Origin of the sequence: Anaeromassilibacillus sp. SJQ-1 (assembly GCF_046693725.1) — a bacterium.
GTDB lineage: Bacteria > Bacillota > Clostridia > Oscillospirales > Acutalibacteraceae > Anaeromassilibacillus.
Map to the genome: position 1 here is coordinate 1 of NZ_JBKEIV010000040.1, position 13,773 is coordinate 13,773.

Here is a 13,773-nt window from a genome sequence, read left to right on the forward strand (position 1 = left end):
GCGAGAAGTACGAAAGACCTGCTGGAGATAACGGACACCATGACTGAGAAGGGCGTTGAGTTTATCAGCCAGAAGGAAACGATCGATACAAAGACCCCTGCCGGAAGGATGCTCTTGACCATTCTTGCGTCGATTAGCCAGTTTGAAAGAGAGTGCATCCGAGAGCGGCAACAAGAGGGAATCGAATTGAAGAAGGCCCGTGGAGAGTATAAGGGTCGTGTTCCCATCAAAATTGAGGATGCCGATTTTGAGGAACAGTACAAGGCGTGGCGGGCAAAAATCATTACCGCAAAAAAGGCAATGAGCAATCTTAGGCTAAAGCCGAACACATTTTATAGAAGGGTTGCAAGGTGGGAGGAAAGCCACGGGCAGTATGACCCGAAACTGGACAGGTACTATAAGGAGGACGAAAATTGAGTACAAAATAAAGAATTTGTCCTTCAAAAAAAACTCGATTGATATGCTTACTGATATGAATTTCCAAAAAATGAATACAGACGCCAACCATTCATGGCTGACGTCTGTAAATATTGTTATATGCCGCAAGAAGAAGAAGGTCTTTAAGGTTGTCGATGGAAATTGGGTTGTCATATTTCCAATATAAAAGACAAACTCCAAACTGCCTGCACAAGTCTGCTTTTCTTTTGTCTCTTATTTGAACTTGCGAGAATGAATTTTCCCCTCCGAAAAAACCAATCGGCTCGTAGTGTTGTTGCCCTTGATATTCGATAGCAATATTTTTGGATGGAATGTAAATGTCAAGACTTTGTTTGTTCAACCATTCTGGGTGATATTGAAATATTGCGTCCGGACAGATTAGTTTTACAATGCTGTATAGTTGATACTCTGACTTCCATTTTATTGGAACTTTCCCATCTTGAAGTATGGAGGCATATATAGCGTCTACATACTTGTTTAATTCGCGCCGGCGCTGGTTGATAAAAGACCGCGCCACTACAATTGGGTGAGCATAATAGACGGATGGTGCGCTTCCGAACTTATGGAGGCACGTTGTTAGTTCGCTTGCTAAAACATATGCCGAATGATTATGATTCAGAAAGTCCACTATTTCGGGGTATTTCATGTTCTCAAGAGAGATGCCGTATCCTATTTTATCTCCGAGACAGTGCAGTAGAATAGAGATCTTGTTTAATTCATGAAGTTGAAATCGGACAACGTGAATGTTTGAGGAGAAGTTATGCTTTCCTATTGAACGTGCATATTCTTCTGCGGTGAAGTATTTTTTATCATATGTCTGTGGTATTTCTATATACAAATAGTCGCTATTTCTACATACAGCTGTTCTAGTCAAGGGAAGCACACGATTTTCAGAAGCAGCCACGAATAATTCATAGATAGCATTTACGCAAACAGACAGTTCTTCGTTTTGCTTATAACTTTCGGAAAAGTTCACTTGAAACACCCCCAAGACGAATAGTGTAATTATACCAGAACAGTTTGCGCAAATCTATTGGTGCTTCCCAAATTCTTAAAAATGCAAAAAGACGGCTCCATCACAGTAGAAGCCGCCTGTAAGCAAATGGGGATAAGCAAGAGCCAGTGGTACGTGTTAGCGAGAAGAGCGTCCTAAAAATCGCCGAAAAACAAAAATATGTTGACATTGTAAATACAACAGGCGTATAATAAAAATGAAAGGAGGTGCATATTATGACGCCAGTGAGTACTAACATCAAGATTGATCCGAAATTGAAAGAACAGTCACAAGAATTGTTTGAGAGTTTAGGCTTGACGCTATCTGCTGCCGTGAATATGTTCCTTCGGCAAGCGGTTAGAGAGCAGGCGATACCGTTTAGAGTTGGGAGTCCTCTTCCGAACGATGAAACCGTCGAAGCAATCAAGGAAGTAAAGAGAATGAAAGCCGATCCAGCCTCGGCAAGACCTATTCCAATGTCGATCAGATGATGGAGGAGCTACTTGCCGATGTATAACATAAGACCAACCACAAAGTTTCAGAAGGATTTGAAGCGCGTGAAAAAGCGCGGCTTTGATATTTCTTTGCTGACGGATATTATTAAAAAGCTGGCTGCGGGGAGCCGTTGCCGGAGAAGAACAGGGATCACCAGCTTTCCGGGGACTATGCGGGGTGTCGTGAGTGCCACATTACGCCGGATTGGTTGCTGATCTACGAAGTGGACGGGGACGAGCTGATTTTATATCTTACCCGGACGGGATCGCATAGCGATTTGTTTTAATTAATATATGCCTGCCATTGAGTACGGCAAACATAGTGCCAAGTGCCTCTCCCTTGTGGAGCGAACAGTGCCAAGTGCCTTTTATCTTACGGGATAGGAGGCACTTTTTTAATGGAAGTTCGGGAGTTGGTAAAGAGAGCATTTCAACGGGACCTGTCTGACCCATCCGCGCTATCTGATGCGTTTGATACGATCAGGCTGTTAGAACCGGAAGATTTTTCGCTGGCGCATGAGCGGAACAAGGAAGTGCGGCGGCTGTCTGGAAAATTTGCCGCAGAACAAAAAAGTCTCCGTATGTTCGAGCTGAACAAGCGGAGTCTGCTGTTTGATGCGCCGTATGACTTTGATGCGCACTGCCGGTATATTGAGTGGAACCGTGATCCGTCAAAGCGGTTTTATCTACCGCGCAGGAAGCAGCTCTACAAAGTGGCGTCGGCGCTTCAAAATCTGGCTGATGATAAATTAGACTTGCTTGCAATTTCCTTGCCTCCAGGTGTCGGAAAGACAACGCTTGCGCTCTTCTTCCTCACTTGGCTTGGAGGAGAAACCCCGAGAAACCTAGCCTCGGCGGCTCTCACTCAAATGCCTTTCTGCGCGGTGTGTATGATGAATGCCTCCGCATTATGGACCCGCATGGGGATTACCTTTGGCATGATGTATTCCCAATGGTTCAAGTGGTCAAGACCAACGCCCAGGATATGATGATTGACCTTGGAACAGACCCGAAGAGAGGAAAACGCTTTGCAACGCTGGAATTTCCTCCATTGGTTCTGGAAACGCTGGTAAGGTTCGGGCGGAAAATCTGCTTTATTGTGATGACTTAGTGGATGGCCTGGAAAGCGCTCTCTCAAAGGAGCGCATGGACAAGCTCTGGAATCTGTACGCAACGGATTTGCGGCAACGGAAAATTGGAGACTGCAAGGAGCTCCATATTGCGACTCGATGGTCAATCCACGATGTTATAGGCCGATTGGAACAGTCCTACGGGGAAAGTGACCGGGCGGAGTTTATCGTCATGCCCGCGCTAAACGAGAATGACGAAAGCAATTTTGACTACGGGAACCATGTTGGATTTACTACAGCGTTTTACCATGAACAACGAGAGATAATGGACGATGCCAGCTGGCGGGCCCTCTTCATGAATCAGCCCATCGAGCGCGAAGGGCAACTGTATAATGAGGATGAATTGAGGCGATATTTCGATTTGCCTGTTGGGCAGCCGGACACAATTCTATCTATTTGCGACACCAAAGATAAAGGAAAAGACTATGCTTTTATGCCTGTGGCTTTCCAATATGGGCAGGATTTTTATATTGAGTTTATGCTTTGTGATAATTCTTCTCCCGAGATTGTAGAAGCGAGATTAGTAACAGAACTTATTCGATACAAAGTTAAAATGAGTCGCTTTGAAAGCAACAGTGCTGGTGGTAAGGTTGCTGAAAAAGTTCAAAAAGAAGTTAAGGAGCGCGGGGGAATTACGCACATTACTACAAAATACACTACGGCAAACAAGGAAACAAAAATTATTGTAAATAGCCCGTGGGTGAAGGAACACTGCCTGTTTAAGGATAATTCTATTATCAAGCATGACAAAGAATATAGAAAGGCGTTAAACTTTCTATGCGGTTATACGATGGCAGGGGATAATAAACATGACGATGTACCTGATGGTATGGCAATGTTGGCAGAATTTGTTCAATCTCTTGAAGGGAACAAAGTTGAAGTATTCAAGCGATTGTTTTAAAAACACAATATGTTGAAATTCAACCTCTTTACAAATCTATATATAGTGGTATACTATAAATAGTAACATAGAGTTCCAATAGCTATCCTTGACGGATGGTATGTCGGTGTCGAGCAGTAGTTTCGACGGGTCAATGACATGCATTATACGATTCCTCTTTCTCCGCATATACCTGAGCTATTAACCCGAAGGGAAAGTCACCCTCCATGCGGAGGGTGTGGATTGAAATGATTCCAAGAATTAGAAAGGAGCCACCTATTGAATGAAGATTGATATTTACTGCCCTGTCTGTGCCGCTGCTGGCATTAATCATGGCAAAGGGCGGCTTTTGATGAAGGTAGATAGCAAAACGGTAGGTGTGGTCTATCCTTACTGTAAGGCTTGCAAGAAGAACATCAGGATCGAATTGAAAGGAAACAAGAGCACCTGATAATAATAAAGTTTAGTGCCAAGTGCCTCCGGGCAACGCCTGGACGAAGTGTGCCGAGTGCCGAGAGTAGACCTTAGACGAGGTCTGTTCTTGGCACTTTTTTGTTTGTCTGGAGGTGGCAAGGTGACTGAAAACGATACTATTCGGGCTATATCAGAGTGGCCGGTCGATGGTTTGACGGGTCGACGTAAGATTTACACCAGCAAAAAGAAGGTCACCGCGGAAAACGTGGTGGAGGTGCTGGGAAAAGCATTGGCGGTTCACAGGATCAACAGAGCGGAAACTGCTTATTTGTATGACTATTACAGGGGCAAGCAGGACATCCGCCTGAAAGATAAAATCGTCCGCCCGGAGATCAACAACAAGGTGATGATTAACCGGGCGAATGAGATCGTGACCTTCAAGACGGCCTATCTTCTGGACGGCCCTATCCGCTATGTGTCTAACGGCGGAGAAGATGATGTGTCGGCCAGTGTAAACACGCTCAACGAGTATATGCGCTCTGAGAGCAAGGACACTCACGACAAAGAGCTGGCAGACTGGATGCACATTTGCGGTGTGGCAGTGCGAATGGTCCTCCCGGACGAGGCTGGGGAGGAAGAGGGTTCTCCAGCCTCTATCTACACCCTTGACCCGAGGGCGGCGTTCTGCATCTACCATAGCGGCGTTGGGCAGAAAAAGGTCGCTGGTGTGCTGGAACAGGTAGACGAGGAGGAACAACCCTACTTCTGCGTGTACACCCCTGAATGGTATTTCGAGGTACAGAACGGGCAGATTACAAAGCAAGAGGCCCGTACTATCCCATACATCCCCATTGTAGAGTATGTGAACAACGATGCTCGAATGGGTGCGTTTGAGCCGGTCATCCCCATTCTGAACGCGATCAATATGATTGAGTCCAATAGATTGGATAGTATTCAGGATTTCGTCAACGCTTTTGACGTGTTCCAAAACTGTGAGTTAGAGAACGGACAGTACAAGGAATTGGCAAAGGGCGGGATGGCGATTGCTATCAAGAGTGTTCAGCCCGGCATGGAGGCCAAGGTATACCGCATTGCCTCTGAGCTGAACCAAACCAACACGCAGACCATTGTAGACGATCTGGAGGACGCATACCTGACTATCTGCGGGATGCCGAACCGGAACGGAGGTTCCTCTACCAGCGACACCGGACAGGCGGTCATTTACCGGGATGGCTGGTCCGCAGCTGAGAGCCGGGCCAAAGATACAGAAAAGACATGGGAACGGTCGGAGCGGGAGTTCCTGCGGCTGGTGCTGTATATCTGCCGGGAGACTGGCGATTTGGGTTTGCAGTTGGCCGACATCAAGCCGGAGTTCACCCGCAAGAACCTGTCCAATATCCAGTCCAAGGCGCAAGTGCTAGCGGAGATGCTGAACAACAGCAAGATTCATCCGAAGTTGGCGTTCCAGTACAGCGGGCTATTCAGCGACCCCGAGTCTGCGTACCGTGTGAGTATGGATTGGTACGAGGAACAGCAGAAAAAGATGGAGCGGAGCCTGCGGGATGAACTGGCGGCGGAACGAGCCAGCGGGAACGATCCGGCCAATCCGCAGGACGGCGGCGGTGATGCTGAATGAGTGGGTTTTATGATCTCACCGACAAAGCCATTGACCTTTTGAACAGGAGGGCGGTCAAGCGGTTTGAGGATGCCAAAGACGAAGCGGCGCAGAACGGGTTTGATGAACTCAATGTGCTGGAAGTCACCCGTGCCCTATATCAAGACCTCACCCGTGATAATAAAGAAATCTTTCTTGAACTGGCGCAGGAGCGGTATCAGGAGGCCAAACCGCATGGAGAGGAACCGCCTGATTTAGCGTGGCTGCTGGCTCTGCTGGCGGCGTACAACGCTGTAACGAAGGTCATTTATGATAACGACGTTGACCGCAAGAGGCAGTACACCGCTGAGGGCATCAATTCCAGCACGGCCAAGGTGACAGAGTTCCGGCGGGGGTTGCATTATTGGGCTGACCTGACAGCAACCTATGGGGACATCGTGACCGATGAATCCACCCTGAAAGCATACCGTGACGCTGGTGTGAAAAGAGTCAAGTGGCACACTGTACTGGATGGGAAAGAATGCGAAACCTGCAAGGAACGGGACGGAAAGATATACCCAATAAATTCTATTCCGCCAAAACCACATAGAAAATGTAGGTGCTGGATGGAGGCTGTGAAATGAAATTTTGTTTTGGAGACATTGTCGTAGTAGATGGCAATCAGAGTGGCGTGATTGTGAAATCTTGGGAAAGGTCATTACAGGACTTGCCAGAATCGCACGATGTCTATGTGAGAAGTTACAACGCTATTGCGAATTATCCGGAAAATGAAATTGAGAGATATATGGTGCGGCACAAGTATTTGCGATGAGCAAGAACTTGAGTGGCAACACAATGTAACAAAGTAATTTAAGCGGCCCAGCCGTTTGAATATGTCCACAGAGAAATAGGAGGAAGCCGTGAAAATTAAGTGCAGAAACTTTGAAGGGGAAATCCTTTTGTTGGCGGCGAACACAGAAGAATACTACCTTTGTCAAGAACCGCGGACGGTAGTTTCTTCCTATGACCTAAAATTTGTGCAGGAGAAATTATTGAAATTCGCGGTGTTCTTCCATCTGATTTTGAAATCGTGAAGGAATAAACTCCGTTTGAATATGGCCCCAGAGAAGGGGCGGTATAAATCTCCCAACAGCGAGAGAACGCTTAATAACCCAAAAACATAGTGAGAGAACACTTACAAAACCCAAAAGGAGAATTTACATGAAGATTTCCACTGACAGCATCCAGGGCTTCGCGGAAATGAGCGACGCCGACAAGGTTACCGCCCTGTTGGGGCTTGATGTACCTGACCCGGTTGACCTGAGCGGCTATGTGAAGAAAGAAGTTTTTGACGCCAAGGCTACCGAGGCGGCCAACCTGTCCAAACAGCTCAAGTCTAAGATGACCGATGATGAAGCGGCAAAAGCGCAGGCTGACGCTGACCGCAAGGCGCTGGAGGACAAGTACACTGAACTGCTTCGGAAGTCCACCATTGCCGAGCACGCCGCCCGCTATATCGCCATGCCGGGCTATGACGAGAAGCTGGCCCGTGAGACAGCAGAGGCGTTGTTTGACGGCGATATGGAGCGGGTCTTTGCCAACCAGCAGAAGGCCAACGCCGCATATGAGAAGAAGCTGCGGGCTGATCTGGTGAAGCAGGACCCAAAACCTGACGGTGCTGGCGGTGGAACAGATGAGAAGGACGAGGCTGTTGAGTTTGCCAAGAGGCTGGGCAAACAGCGGGCCGACGCCCTTAAAAACGCAAACGAAGGTTTGAAACACTACTTTTGATTGAAAAGGAGAGAAACAGATGAAGTTTACTAAGACTTCTGTTGGCGGCACCGTTGAGTTTCTGGCCGCTGACGATTTTGTGGCGATTCCTATTTGCGTCACAGAAGCCGCCGCTGTTCCTGCCGGTATGCCTATGACCGCTGCGGGCAAGAAGGTGGCGACCACCTCTTATGCTACCGCTGTGGGTATGCTGCTGTATGATGTAGACCCTACCGAGAACCCAAACGGTGCGCTTCTAGTGCAGGGTGTTGTCGACAAGAAGAAAGTTGAGTCTCACGCAAGCATTACGCTGGACGATACTTTTGCTGTGCCCGGTATTATCCTGCGGGACAACATTGGTGTGAACGAGTAAGGAGGCGTACATAATGGATTTGAGAGAAGTTTTTACCCCTGCTGCGATTGCGGCCAACTGGACTGAGGTTGCCTCCAATCAGATTCCCTACCTGGGTGCTACCCTGTTCCCCGCCCGCAAGAAGGCTGGCCTTGATCTGTCCTGGCTGAAAGGTTCCCGTGGGCTGCCCGTCTCCCTGATGCCCTCCGCTTTTGACGCCAAGGCAACATTCCGTGACCGTATCGGCTTTGAGAAGCTGGAGACTGAGATGCCCTTCTTCCGTGAGGGCTATAAATCAAGGAGAAGGACCGCCAGGAGATGCTGCGTGTGCAGGATTCTTCCGACCCCTATGCCGCTGAGGTGATCGCCCGTGTGTTTGACGATACTCGAGACCTGATTGACGGTGCAAATGTTGTTCCTGAGCGGATGATTATGCAGCTGTTGTTCCCGGAGGGCGGTAATGTGGGTATTGCGATCAAAGCAAACGGGATGAACTACACCTACAATTATGATACGGACGGTTCTTGGAAGACCTCTAACTACACCGCACTGACTGATACTGCCACTTGGGACAAACCTTCCACGGCTGATCCCTTTGCGGCGTTCAAGACGGTCAAGGACGCTATCCGCTCCAAGACTGGTACTGAGCTGACAGTCGCTATTATGAACTCCTACACGTTCAATCTGCTTGCCAAGACGGACGCCGTAAAGAACCGTTACCTGACCACCAACGGCCTGTCTCTTGGCTATCTGACCGATACTGAGGTAAAGGCGATTGTGGAGTCTACTTCCGGTCTGCGCATTGCAATTTATGACAAGCAGTACCGTGATGAGAGCAAGGTGGCCCATGCGTTTGTGCCAAACGGCTATGTTTGCCTGATTCCTGATGGGAATCTTGGAGGTACTTGGTATGGCACTACACCCGAAGAGGCAGACCTGCGAGGCTCGTCCAGTGCCGAAGTGTCCATTGTGAACACTGGAGTTGCGATTACCCGGATTATTCAGGAACATCCTGTAAACATCAATACTCTTGCTTCCGAGATCGTCCTTCCTTCTTTTGAGCGTATGGACGAGGTGGCGGTGCTCAATGTCCTGGGGGAATGATTGGGTCTGACACTCTAACCCTTTTCCCCGGAAGTCAGACCCTATTGGGGAAACAGGTGTCTGAATTGGTAGGCGATGACCTGATGGTCAAGGCTGAGGGCTCCGTGGTCGGTACATTCCATCATGTGACAGGATACACCGAGTTCAGTTCCGAGCCGGACGAGCAGGAAGGTTATTACTTTCCCTTCCACTTGACCAAGACCGGAACCAAAATGACTTTCAAGAAAAACGACTCTCCGACCAAACAGAACATTGCATTTGATCCGGACATTGTTTTCCGAGTAACAAAGAGTGACACATTTGAAGTGCTGGTAGACAACCAGAGTGTTGTTAAGTTCAATTTCTCTGGAGCTACATTCGAGAGTTAAGAAAAGAGGGAGGCAGCATGAAGTTTATTCCAAATTACCGCGTATGTTATGGTGGCCGGTTTTATGAGGCTGGTGCACAGGTTTCTATCAAGGCCGACGACGCGGATATGATGAAGCGGCACGGGACGGTGTTGGATGAGCCGACGCCGCCTCCCGCCGCACCTAAAGAGCCGGGCAGACCTAGGAGGGCGGACAATGGACAATCTGGCGAGGCTGAAGCTCCGCACGAATGAGCCGGACGAGGCCATTCTGGAGGACTGCCTGGAGAGCGCAAAGGCGGCGATTATGGCGAGGCGGTATCCGTTCCAGGAATGGCCGGAGGAGCTGGAGGACCGTTATCTGGATTTGCAGTTTAGATGTGCGCTTGACCTCTATAACAGAATCGGAGCAGAGGGCCAACTTAGTCATGGAGAAAACTCTATTAGCCGGACCTGGGAATCTTCTTGGATTTCTGAATCGCTCTTGCAGGAAGTGACACCGTTGGCAGGAAGGGTGACGTGATGACGGTCAATGTACTTGGAGCAAGTTACACTCTGAAGTTTATCCCGGAGGAAGAGGACGAAGGTCTCAAAGACTGCGACGGCTACTGTGACGAAACCATCAAAACACTGGTGGTCAAGCAGTACAAGTGTGGTGAACCGGGGAGTAAAAAAGCCCTTGACCTGCAAGAGAAAAAGAACTTTCGGCATGAAATTATTCATGCGTTTCTCTACGAAAGCGGTCTTGCAGAAAACTCCACATGGGCGCAGGAAGAAGAAATGGTGGACTGGTTTGCCAAGCAGTTTCCGAAGTTGCTGGCTGCCTTTCGGGAGGTGGATGCCCTGTGAGGAGCCTCCTCCACAATCAGCAGCCCGTGTTCTACAAGCTCTACAAAGGCCAAGAGGAAATTTTAGATGAGTGGAGAAATCCGACCGGCTCATATATCCCCATTTATAGTGAGTTAAAATCCGCTATGCTTTGTGTCTCTCCCAACAAGGGCAATTCCGAGGTGGAACAGTTTGGCTCTTTGGAAGACTACGACCGGACAGCGACCACCGCAGACACGACCTGTCAAATTGACGAGGATTCCGTTTTGTGGGTAGATGGGGCGGATATTGACGGCCCGTATAACTACATTGTCAAGCGGAAAGCCCTATGGAAGAACAGTATTCAGTACGCTATCAAAAAGGTAACTGTATCTGAGTACGAAGCGGAACAAAAACTGTTTGCTCGAAAAGCAGAGATTGAGGCGGTGATGCTAAGTGCCCAAAATCAAACTAAAGCTGAGCACGGACTCAATCAGCCAGGCGCTGAAGGAAGTCAAGGCATACCGGAAGAAGGTTCAAGAAGCTGCTGACGAACTGACGAAAAGGCTCACAGAGCAAGGCGTATCCCTGGCCCAGTTAAACGCTTCGTATATGAATATCTACGATACCGGCGAGCTGATGCGTGGTATTGAAAGCCAGTACAAGGGGAAAATGGGGTTTGTAGTGTCTACTGCAACACACTCCATTTTCTGTGAGTTCGGCACTGGAATTATTGGCGCTCAGAATTCACACCCAGAGGTGGCAATTGCTGGATGGAAATACGATGTAAACGACCACGGGGAACTTGGGTGGTGGTACATCGGAAGAGATGGGAAGGCACACTGGACAAAAGGGATGCCAAGCCGTCCATTTATGTACGATACTGCTAAAATGTTGCGAAATATGGTAGTACCACTCGCGAAGGGGGTTATGCGTTGATAGATGTTGAATCATTCCTTTTCAACCAGATAGCGGGAATACTCCGTTTTCAATACAATGTGTATGTTTCCGGCGAATATGTAGATAGCCCCGCGAAGTTCCCTGCCGTTACTATTGTTGAGATCAATAACGGTGTGTTTCAAAAGATGAGAACAGCCGCGCCAAATCTGGAAAACGCCGTCTCGCTGACGTATGAAGTAAACGTCTATACTAACAGTATTGGCTATAAAAAATCTGAGGCAAAAAAAATTTTGGAAACCATCGACAATGAATTTTCTAATATGGGCTTTACCCGGACTATGTGCAATCCGGTGTCCAATTTACAAGATGCCACCATTTACCGCATTGTAGCCCGGTATGAGGGCATAGCGGACAGAAATTTTAGAATCTACACAAATTAAAAGGGCTGACAGTGCCAAGTGCCGTGTGCCAAGTGCCTTCCTTAAGAAATTAGGAGGTACTATCTTATGTCTGGTATTCAGTTATCAACCGCTGGTGTAAAGCTTTTTTATGCAGCTGAAGCCACAGCTGGCACCCGTCCTACTACGGGTTATGAAGAGATTACCGAAATCAAGAGCATCCCGGAACTGAACCCGGAGCCTGATAACCTGGAGACAACCACGCTGGCGGAAACCGAATGGAAGACCTACATCCCCGGTTTGAAGGACATTGGCGGCGCACTTTCCTTTACGGCCAATTTGACCGAAAAGTCTATGGAGGAGTGGGAAGGTGTTGTTGACGCTTATGAAACGGCGGCTGCCGACAATAAAGCTACTTGGTTCTGCATTGTGATTCCTGGATTGACCAAGGCGCTGTATTTCACAGGCCAACCCTCCCCGATGGGGATGCCCTCTATGGAGGTCTCTGCTGTACTAGAAACTTCTCTGTACATTACGCCGACCGGTGCGCCTGCATGGGCGACAAAGCCAACTGACATCGAAGTTTGAGGAGGACATTAATATGAGTGATAACATCACTAACCTTCAGGATAGAGTAAAACCTGCCTATATTATTGACAATAAAACAGGAACGACGTATGAGCTGGACTTTAGTAGAGAGAGCGTCAAATTCGCAGAAACCAGAGGCTTTAAGCCTGATGAACTGACGGAATTTCCTGTGACCAGAATCCCGGAACTGTTTTTCTATGCATTTCGTAAGAATTACAAAAACATGACCCGTACCCAGACTAATGATCTTTTGGAGCGAATGGGCGGCCTGACCACCAATCTACTGGAACGGCTAATGCAACTTTATAATCAGGCAGCGCTTACTCATCTGATCGTGGACCCAGAGGAAAAGATAAAAAACGCGGAGGTGACTGTGGAACTGTAAAAGGCCCGCAGTCCTTCACAGAACTATTTGAAGCGGAGTGCCCCTACTATCTGTCCATCGGCATGACCTGGGAACAGTATTGGTATGGTAATGTATGGATGGTAGAGGCATTCCGCGAAGCGGACAAACTCAAGCAGAGGAGAATAAACGCAGAGGCCCACTTGATGGGCATGTACGTTTATGAGGCGGTGTGCGATGTATCACCAGTCCTCCATGCTTTTGCCAAGAAAGGCACAAAGCCGATTCCGTATCGAACAGAGCCGTACTCCATGAGACAGGAAGAGAAACCGAAATGGGAAGAAGAACAAATTGCCGAAAACGAGCGTTTAAAAGCGCAGCTTTTCTTTAGGAATTGGGCCAGATCGGCACAAAAGAAGTTTAAGTAGCCCAGGGCCATCTGCACCTTGAAAACTTTATATTGAGATAGCGGAGATTTTGATTGCCTCCTCCCCTATATTGTGTTAAGATTTTGAGGAGAGGGGGACGGGTATGAGTGCAGTCATAGTGGGTATTATTATTTTGTGCATAGCATTTATATTTACGCCAATCGGGATACTCCTATTGTGTGTAGTTATACTTTTGGCTATCATATATTCTGTTACGATGGCAAAGAGACAAGCAAAACAGTTGGAAAATATTGCCCATGTAAAGTTTATTGGAAGGGCAAAGATTTATAAAGAAGGATTTGAACAAACTGGCTTTTCGATAGGGACGAGTGGCCGTGGGAGACTTTATTTTGGTAAGAGAAAGCGGCTACAAGGCATAGAAGTAACATTTTATGTAACATATTCAGACAAAGACCCACAACTGGTATCTACAATGGAAGGAACAGAACAGTATTTCAAGTTAATGTCATACATAAATCAACAAAATACAGAAGATATTGGGGCGAGAATAGAAGCTGGAGCACAATCTATCCCCAAGTCAGTAGAAGAAAACCAACAAAAATTAACGGAGGAATTAGTTCCTGCAAAGAGGCTGAAACTTAATCCTCCTAAGTTATTGGAGATACCTTTGAGGTTTTGCCCAATGAGTTTTCTGTTGAAGTGAGGCATCAGTCTTGTATCTATAAGCAAACAGAATATGATGGTGGGCGTTATGAAGTAGACGTTCGCTGTGAAGTCCACTATGACTCATCAGTAAAAGGCGTAACAAATCGAAGAATTGTAATTTCTCTAT

Annotated in this window: 25 protein-coding genes and 1 pseudogene; 25 read left to right on the top strand and 1 reads right to left on the bottom strand. The window is 47.6% G+C overall.

What is annotated here, in order from left to right; all coding sequences use genetic code 11:
* The coding region (locus tag ACGCCZ_RS10610; RefSeq protein WP_411655985.1) for a recombinase family protein at window positions 1-417 on the top strand (417 nt) is incomplete at its 5' end.
* Window positions 418-508: 91 nt separating this feature from the next.
* Here the strand turns inward: ACGCCZ_RS10610 and ACGCCZ_RS10615 are convergent.
* A complete protein-coding gene (locus ACGCCZ_RS10615; RefSeq protein WP_411655986.1) occupies window positions 509-1,414 on the bottom strand; it encodes a hypothetical protein in 906 nt (301 codons plus the stop codon).
* A 254-nt stretch (window positions 1,415-1,668) separates the two neighbouring features.
* Between ACGCCZ_RS10615 and ACGCCZ_RS10620 the strand changes: the two genes are divergently transcribed.
* The 24 genes and pseudogenes from ACGCCZ_RS10620 (at window position 1,669) to ACGCCZ_RS10735 (ending at window position 13,644) form a co-directional block, all read left to right on the top strand.
* On the top strand, window positions 1,669-1,923 hold the full coding sequence (locus ACGCCZ_RS10620; RefSeq protein ID WP_411655987.1) for a type II toxin-antitoxin system RelB/DinJ family antitoxin: 255 nt from the start codon (window positions 1,669-1,671) through the stop codon (window positions 1,921-1,923).
* Window positions 1,924-1,941: 18 nt separating this feature from the next.
* A pseudogene (locus tag ACGCCZ_RS10625) lies at window positions 1,942-2,213 on the top strand (type II toxin-antitoxin system YafQ family toxin).
* Between the two features lie 111 nt (window positions 2,214-2,324).
* On the top strand, window positions 2,325-2,915 hold the full coding sequence (locus ACGCCZ_RS10630) for a hypothetical protein (protein WP_411655988.1): 591 nt from the start codon (window positions 2,325-2,327) through the stop codon (window positions 2,913-2,915).
* A 121-nt stretch (window positions 2,916-3,036) separates the two neighbouring features.
* A complete protein-coding gene (terL, locus tag ACGCCZ_RS10635; RefSeq protein WP_411655989.1) occupies window positions 3,037-3,957 on the top strand; it encodes a phage terminase large subunit in 921 nt (306 codons plus the stop codon).
* A 262-nt stretch (window positions 3,958-4,219) separates the two neighbouring features.
* Entirely contained in the window at window positions 4,220-4,387 is a 168-nt protein-coding gene (locus ACGCCZ_RS10640; protein WP_411655990.1) for a hypothetical protein, read from the top strand.
* A gap of 123 nt (window positions 4,388-4,510) precedes the next feature.
* Window positions 4,511-5,986 carry a phage portal protein gene (locus ACGCCZ_RS10645; RefSeq protein ID WP_411655991.1) on the top strand — a complete coding sequence of 492 codons (1,476 nt, stop codon included), beginning with the start codon at window positions 4,511-4,513 and terminating at the stop codon, window positions 5,984-5,986.
* Window positions 5,983-6,588 carry a hypothetical protein gene (locus ACGCCZ_RS10650; protein ID WP_411655992.1) on the top strand — a complete coding sequence of 202 codons (606 nt, stop codon included), beginning with the start codon at window positions 5,983-5,985 and terminating at the stop codon, window positions 6,586-6,588. Before ACGCCZ_RS10645 ends, ACGCCZ_RS10650 begins: the two co-directional genes overlap by 4 nt.
* Window positions 6,585-6,776, top strand: a complete 192-nt coding sequence (locus tag ACGCCZ_RS10655; RefSeq protein WP_411655993.1) for a hypothetical protein — start codon at window positions 6,585-6,587, stop codon at window positions 6,774-6,776. Before ACGCCZ_RS10650 ends, ACGCCZ_RS10655 begins: the two co-directional genes overlap by 4 nt.
* Before the next feature lie 88 nt (window positions 6,777-6,864).
* Window positions 6,865-7,038, top strand: a complete 174-nt coding sequence (locus ACGCCZ_RS10660) for a hypothetical protein (RefSeq protein WP_411655994.1) — start codon at window positions 6,865-6,867, stop codon at window positions 7,036-7,038.
* Between the two features lie 127 nt (window positions 7,039-7,165).
* A complete protein-coding gene (locus tag ACGCCZ_RS10665) occupies window positions 7,166-7,735 on the top strand; it encodes a hypothetical protein (RefSeq protein ID WP_411655995.1) in 570 nt (189 codons plus the stop codon).
* A gap of 19 nt (window positions 7,736-7,754) precedes the next feature.
* Window positions 7,755-8,087 carry a hypothetical protein gene (locus ACGCCZ_RS10670; protein ID WP_411655996.1) on the top strand — a complete coding sequence of 111 codons (333 nt, stop codon included), beginning with the start codon at window positions 7,755-7,757 and terminating at the stop codon, window positions 8,085-8,087.
* Between the two features lie 13 nt (window positions 8,088-8,100).
* A complete protein-coding gene (locus tag ACGCCZ_RS10675) occupies window positions 8,101-8,430 on the top strand; it encodes a major capsid protein (protein ID WP_411655997.1) in 330 nt (109 codons plus the stop codon).
* Window positions 8,394-9,170 carry a major capsid protein gene (locus ACGCCZ_RS10680; RefSeq protein WP_411655998.1) on the top strand — a complete coding sequence of 259 codons (777 nt, stop codon included), beginning with the start codon at window positions 8,394-8,396 and terminating at the stop codon, window positions 9,168-9,170. The genes ACGCCZ_RS10675 and ACGCCZ_RS10680 overlap by 37 nt, the downstream gene beginning before the upstream one ends.
* Window positions 9,167-9,538 (top strand): hypothetical protein, encoded by a 372-nt coding sequence (locus ACGCCZ_RS10685; protein WP_411655999.1) that lies wholly within the window; start codon window positions 9,167-9,169, stop codon window positions 9,536-9,538. The genes ACGCCZ_RS10680 and ACGCCZ_RS10685 overlap by 4 nt, the downstream gene beginning before the upstream one ends.
* Before the next feature lie 17 nt (window positions 9,539-9,555).
* The gene (locus ACGCCZ_RS10690; protein WP_411656000.1) at window positions 9,556-9,771 is read left to right on the top strand and encodes a hypothetical protein; all 216 of its coding nucleotides are present in this window, start codon (window positions 9,556-9,558) and stop codon (window positions 9,769-9,771) included.
* Window positions 9,734-10,039 carry a hypothetical protein gene (locus ACGCCZ_RS10695; protein WP_411656001.1) on the top strand — a complete coding sequence of 102 codons (306 nt, stop codon included), beginning with the start codon at window positions 9,734-9,736 and terminating at the stop codon, window positions 10,037-10,039. Before ACGCCZ_RS10690 ends, ACGCCZ_RS10695 begins: the two co-directional genes overlap by 38 nt.
* Entirely contained in the window at window positions 10,036-10,365 is a 330-nt protein-coding gene (locus tag ACGCCZ_RS10700; protein WP_411656002.1) for a hypothetical protein, read from the top strand. Before ACGCCZ_RS10695 ends, ACGCCZ_RS10700 begins: the two co-directional genes overlap by 4 nt.
* Complete coding sequence (locus tag ACGCCZ_RS10705) at window positions 10,362-10,874, top strand: hypothetical protein (RefSeq protein ID WP_411656003.1); 513 nt, start codon at window positions 10,362-10,364, stop codon at window positions 10,872-10,874. The genes ACGCCZ_RS10700 and ACGCCZ_RS10705 overlap by 4 nt, the downstream gene beginning before the upstream one ends.
* A 61-nt stretch (window positions 10,875-10,935) precedes the next feature.
* Window positions 10,936-11,262, top strand: coding sequence for a hypothetical protein (locus tag ACGCCZ_RS10710; protein ID WP_411656004.1), 327 nt, complete (start codon window positions 10,936-10,938; stop codon window positions 11,260-11,262).
* The gene (locus ACGCCZ_RS10715; protein ID WP_411656005.1) at window positions 11,259-11,663 is read left to right on the top strand and encodes a hypothetical protein; all 405 of its coding nucleotides are present in this window, start codon (window positions 11,259-11,261) and stop codon (window positions 11,661-11,663) included. Before ACGCCZ_RS10710 ends, ACGCCZ_RS10715 begins: the two co-directional genes overlap by 4 nt.
* A gap of 66 nt (window positions 11,664-11,729) precedes the next feature.
* The gene (locus ACGCCZ_RS10720) at window positions 11,730-12,209 is read left to right on the top strand and encodes a hypothetical protein (RefSeq protein ID WP_411656006.1); all 480 of its coding nucleotides are present in this window, start codon (window positions 11,730-11,732) and stop codon (window positions 12,207-12,209) included.
* A 13-nt stretch (window positions 12,210-12,222) separates the two neighbouring features.
* The gene (locus ACGCCZ_RS10725; protein WP_411656007.1) at window positions 12,223-12,594 is read left to right on the top strand and encodes a DUF5055 domain-containing protein; all 372 of its coding nucleotides are present in this window, start codon (window positions 12,223-12,225) and stop codon (window positions 12,592-12,594) included.
* A gap of 62 nt (window positions 12,595-12,656) precedes the next feature.
* Window positions 12,657-12,980, top strand: a complete 324-nt coding sequence (locus tag ACGCCZ_RS10730; RefSeq protein ID WP_411656008.1) for a hypothetical protein — start codon at window positions 12,657-12,659, stop codon at window positions 12,978-12,980.
* Between the two features lie 103 nt (window positions 12,981-13,083).
* Window positions 13,084-13,644, top strand: a complete 561-nt coding sequence (locus ACGCCZ_RS10735) for a hypothetical protein (protein WP_411656009.1) — start codon at window positions 13,084-13,086, stop codon at window positions 13,642-13,644.
* Window positions 13,645-13,773: the final 129 nt, after the last annotated feature.

Excerpts from the sequence above, each read along its gene's own strand:
- ACGCCZ_RS10620 (WP_411655987.1), top strand. The coding sequence starts at position 1,669 with ATGACGCCAGTGAGTACTAACATCAAGATTGATCCGAAATTGAAAGAA.
- ACGCCZ_RS10630 (WP_411655988.1), top strand. The coding sequence starts at position 2,325 with ATGGAAGTTCGGGAGTTGGTAAAGAGAGCATTTCAACGGGACCTGTCT.
- ACGCCZ_RS10640 (WP_411655990.1), top strand. The coding sequence starts at position 4,220 with ATGAAGATTGATATTTACTGCCCTGTCTGTGCCGCTGCTGGCATTAAT.
- ACGCCZ_RS10650 (WP_411655992.1), top strand. The coding sequence starts at position 5,983 with ATGAGTGGGTTTTATGATCTCACCGACAAAGCCATTGACCTTTTGAAC.
- ACGCCZ_RS10655 (WP_411655993.1), top strand. The coding sequence starts at position 6,585 with ATGAAATTTTGTTTTGGAGACATTGTCGTAGTAGATGGCAATCAGAGT.
- ACGCCZ_RS10665 (WP_411655995.1), top strand. The coding sequence starts at position 7,166 with ATGAAGATTTCCACTGACAGCATCCAGGGCTTCGCGGAAATGAGCGAC.
- ACGCCZ_RS10670 (WP_411655996.1), top strand. The coding sequence starts at position 7,755 with ATGAAGTTTACTAAGACTTCTGTTGGCGGCACCGTTGAGTTTCTGGCC.
- ACGCCZ_RS10675 (WP_411655997.1), top strand. The coding sequence starts at position 8,101 with ATGGATTTGAGAGAAGTTTTTACCCCTGCTGCGATTGCGGCCAACTGG.
- ACGCCZ_RS10685 (WP_411655999.1), top strand. The coding sequence starts at position 9,167 with ATGATTGGGTCTGACACTCTAACCCTTTTCCCCGGAAGTCAGACCCTA.
- ACGCCZ_RS10690 (WP_411656000.1), top strand. The coding sequence starts at position 9,556 with ATGAAGTTTATTCCAAATTACCGCGTATGTTATGGTGGCCGGTTTTAT.
- ACGCCZ_RS10695 (WP_411656001.1), top strand. The coding sequence starts at position 9,734 with ATGGACAATCTGGCGAGGCTGAAGCTCCGCACGAATGAGCCGGACGAG.
- ACGCCZ_RS10710 (WP_411656004.1), top strand. The coding sequence starts at position 10,936 with ATGAATATCTACGATACCGGCGAGCTGATGCGTGGTATTGAAAGCCAG.
- ACGCCZ_RS10720 (WP_411656006.1), top strand. The coding sequence starts at position 11,730 with ATGTCTGGTATTCAGTTATCAACCGCTGGTGTAAAGCTTTTTTATGCA.
- ACGCCZ_RS10725 (WP_411656007.1), top strand. The coding sequence starts at position 12,223 with ATGAGTGATAACATCACTAACCTTCAGGATAGAGTAAAACCTGCCTAT.
- ACGCCZ_RS10730 (WP_411656008.1), top strand. The coding sequence starts at position 12,657 with ATGACCTGGGAACAGTATTGGTATGGTAATGTATGGATGGTAGAGGCA.
- ACGCCZ_RS10735 (WP_411656009.1), top strand. The coding sequence starts at position 13,084 with ATGAGTGCAGTCATAGTGGGTATTATTATTTTGTGCATAGCATTTATA.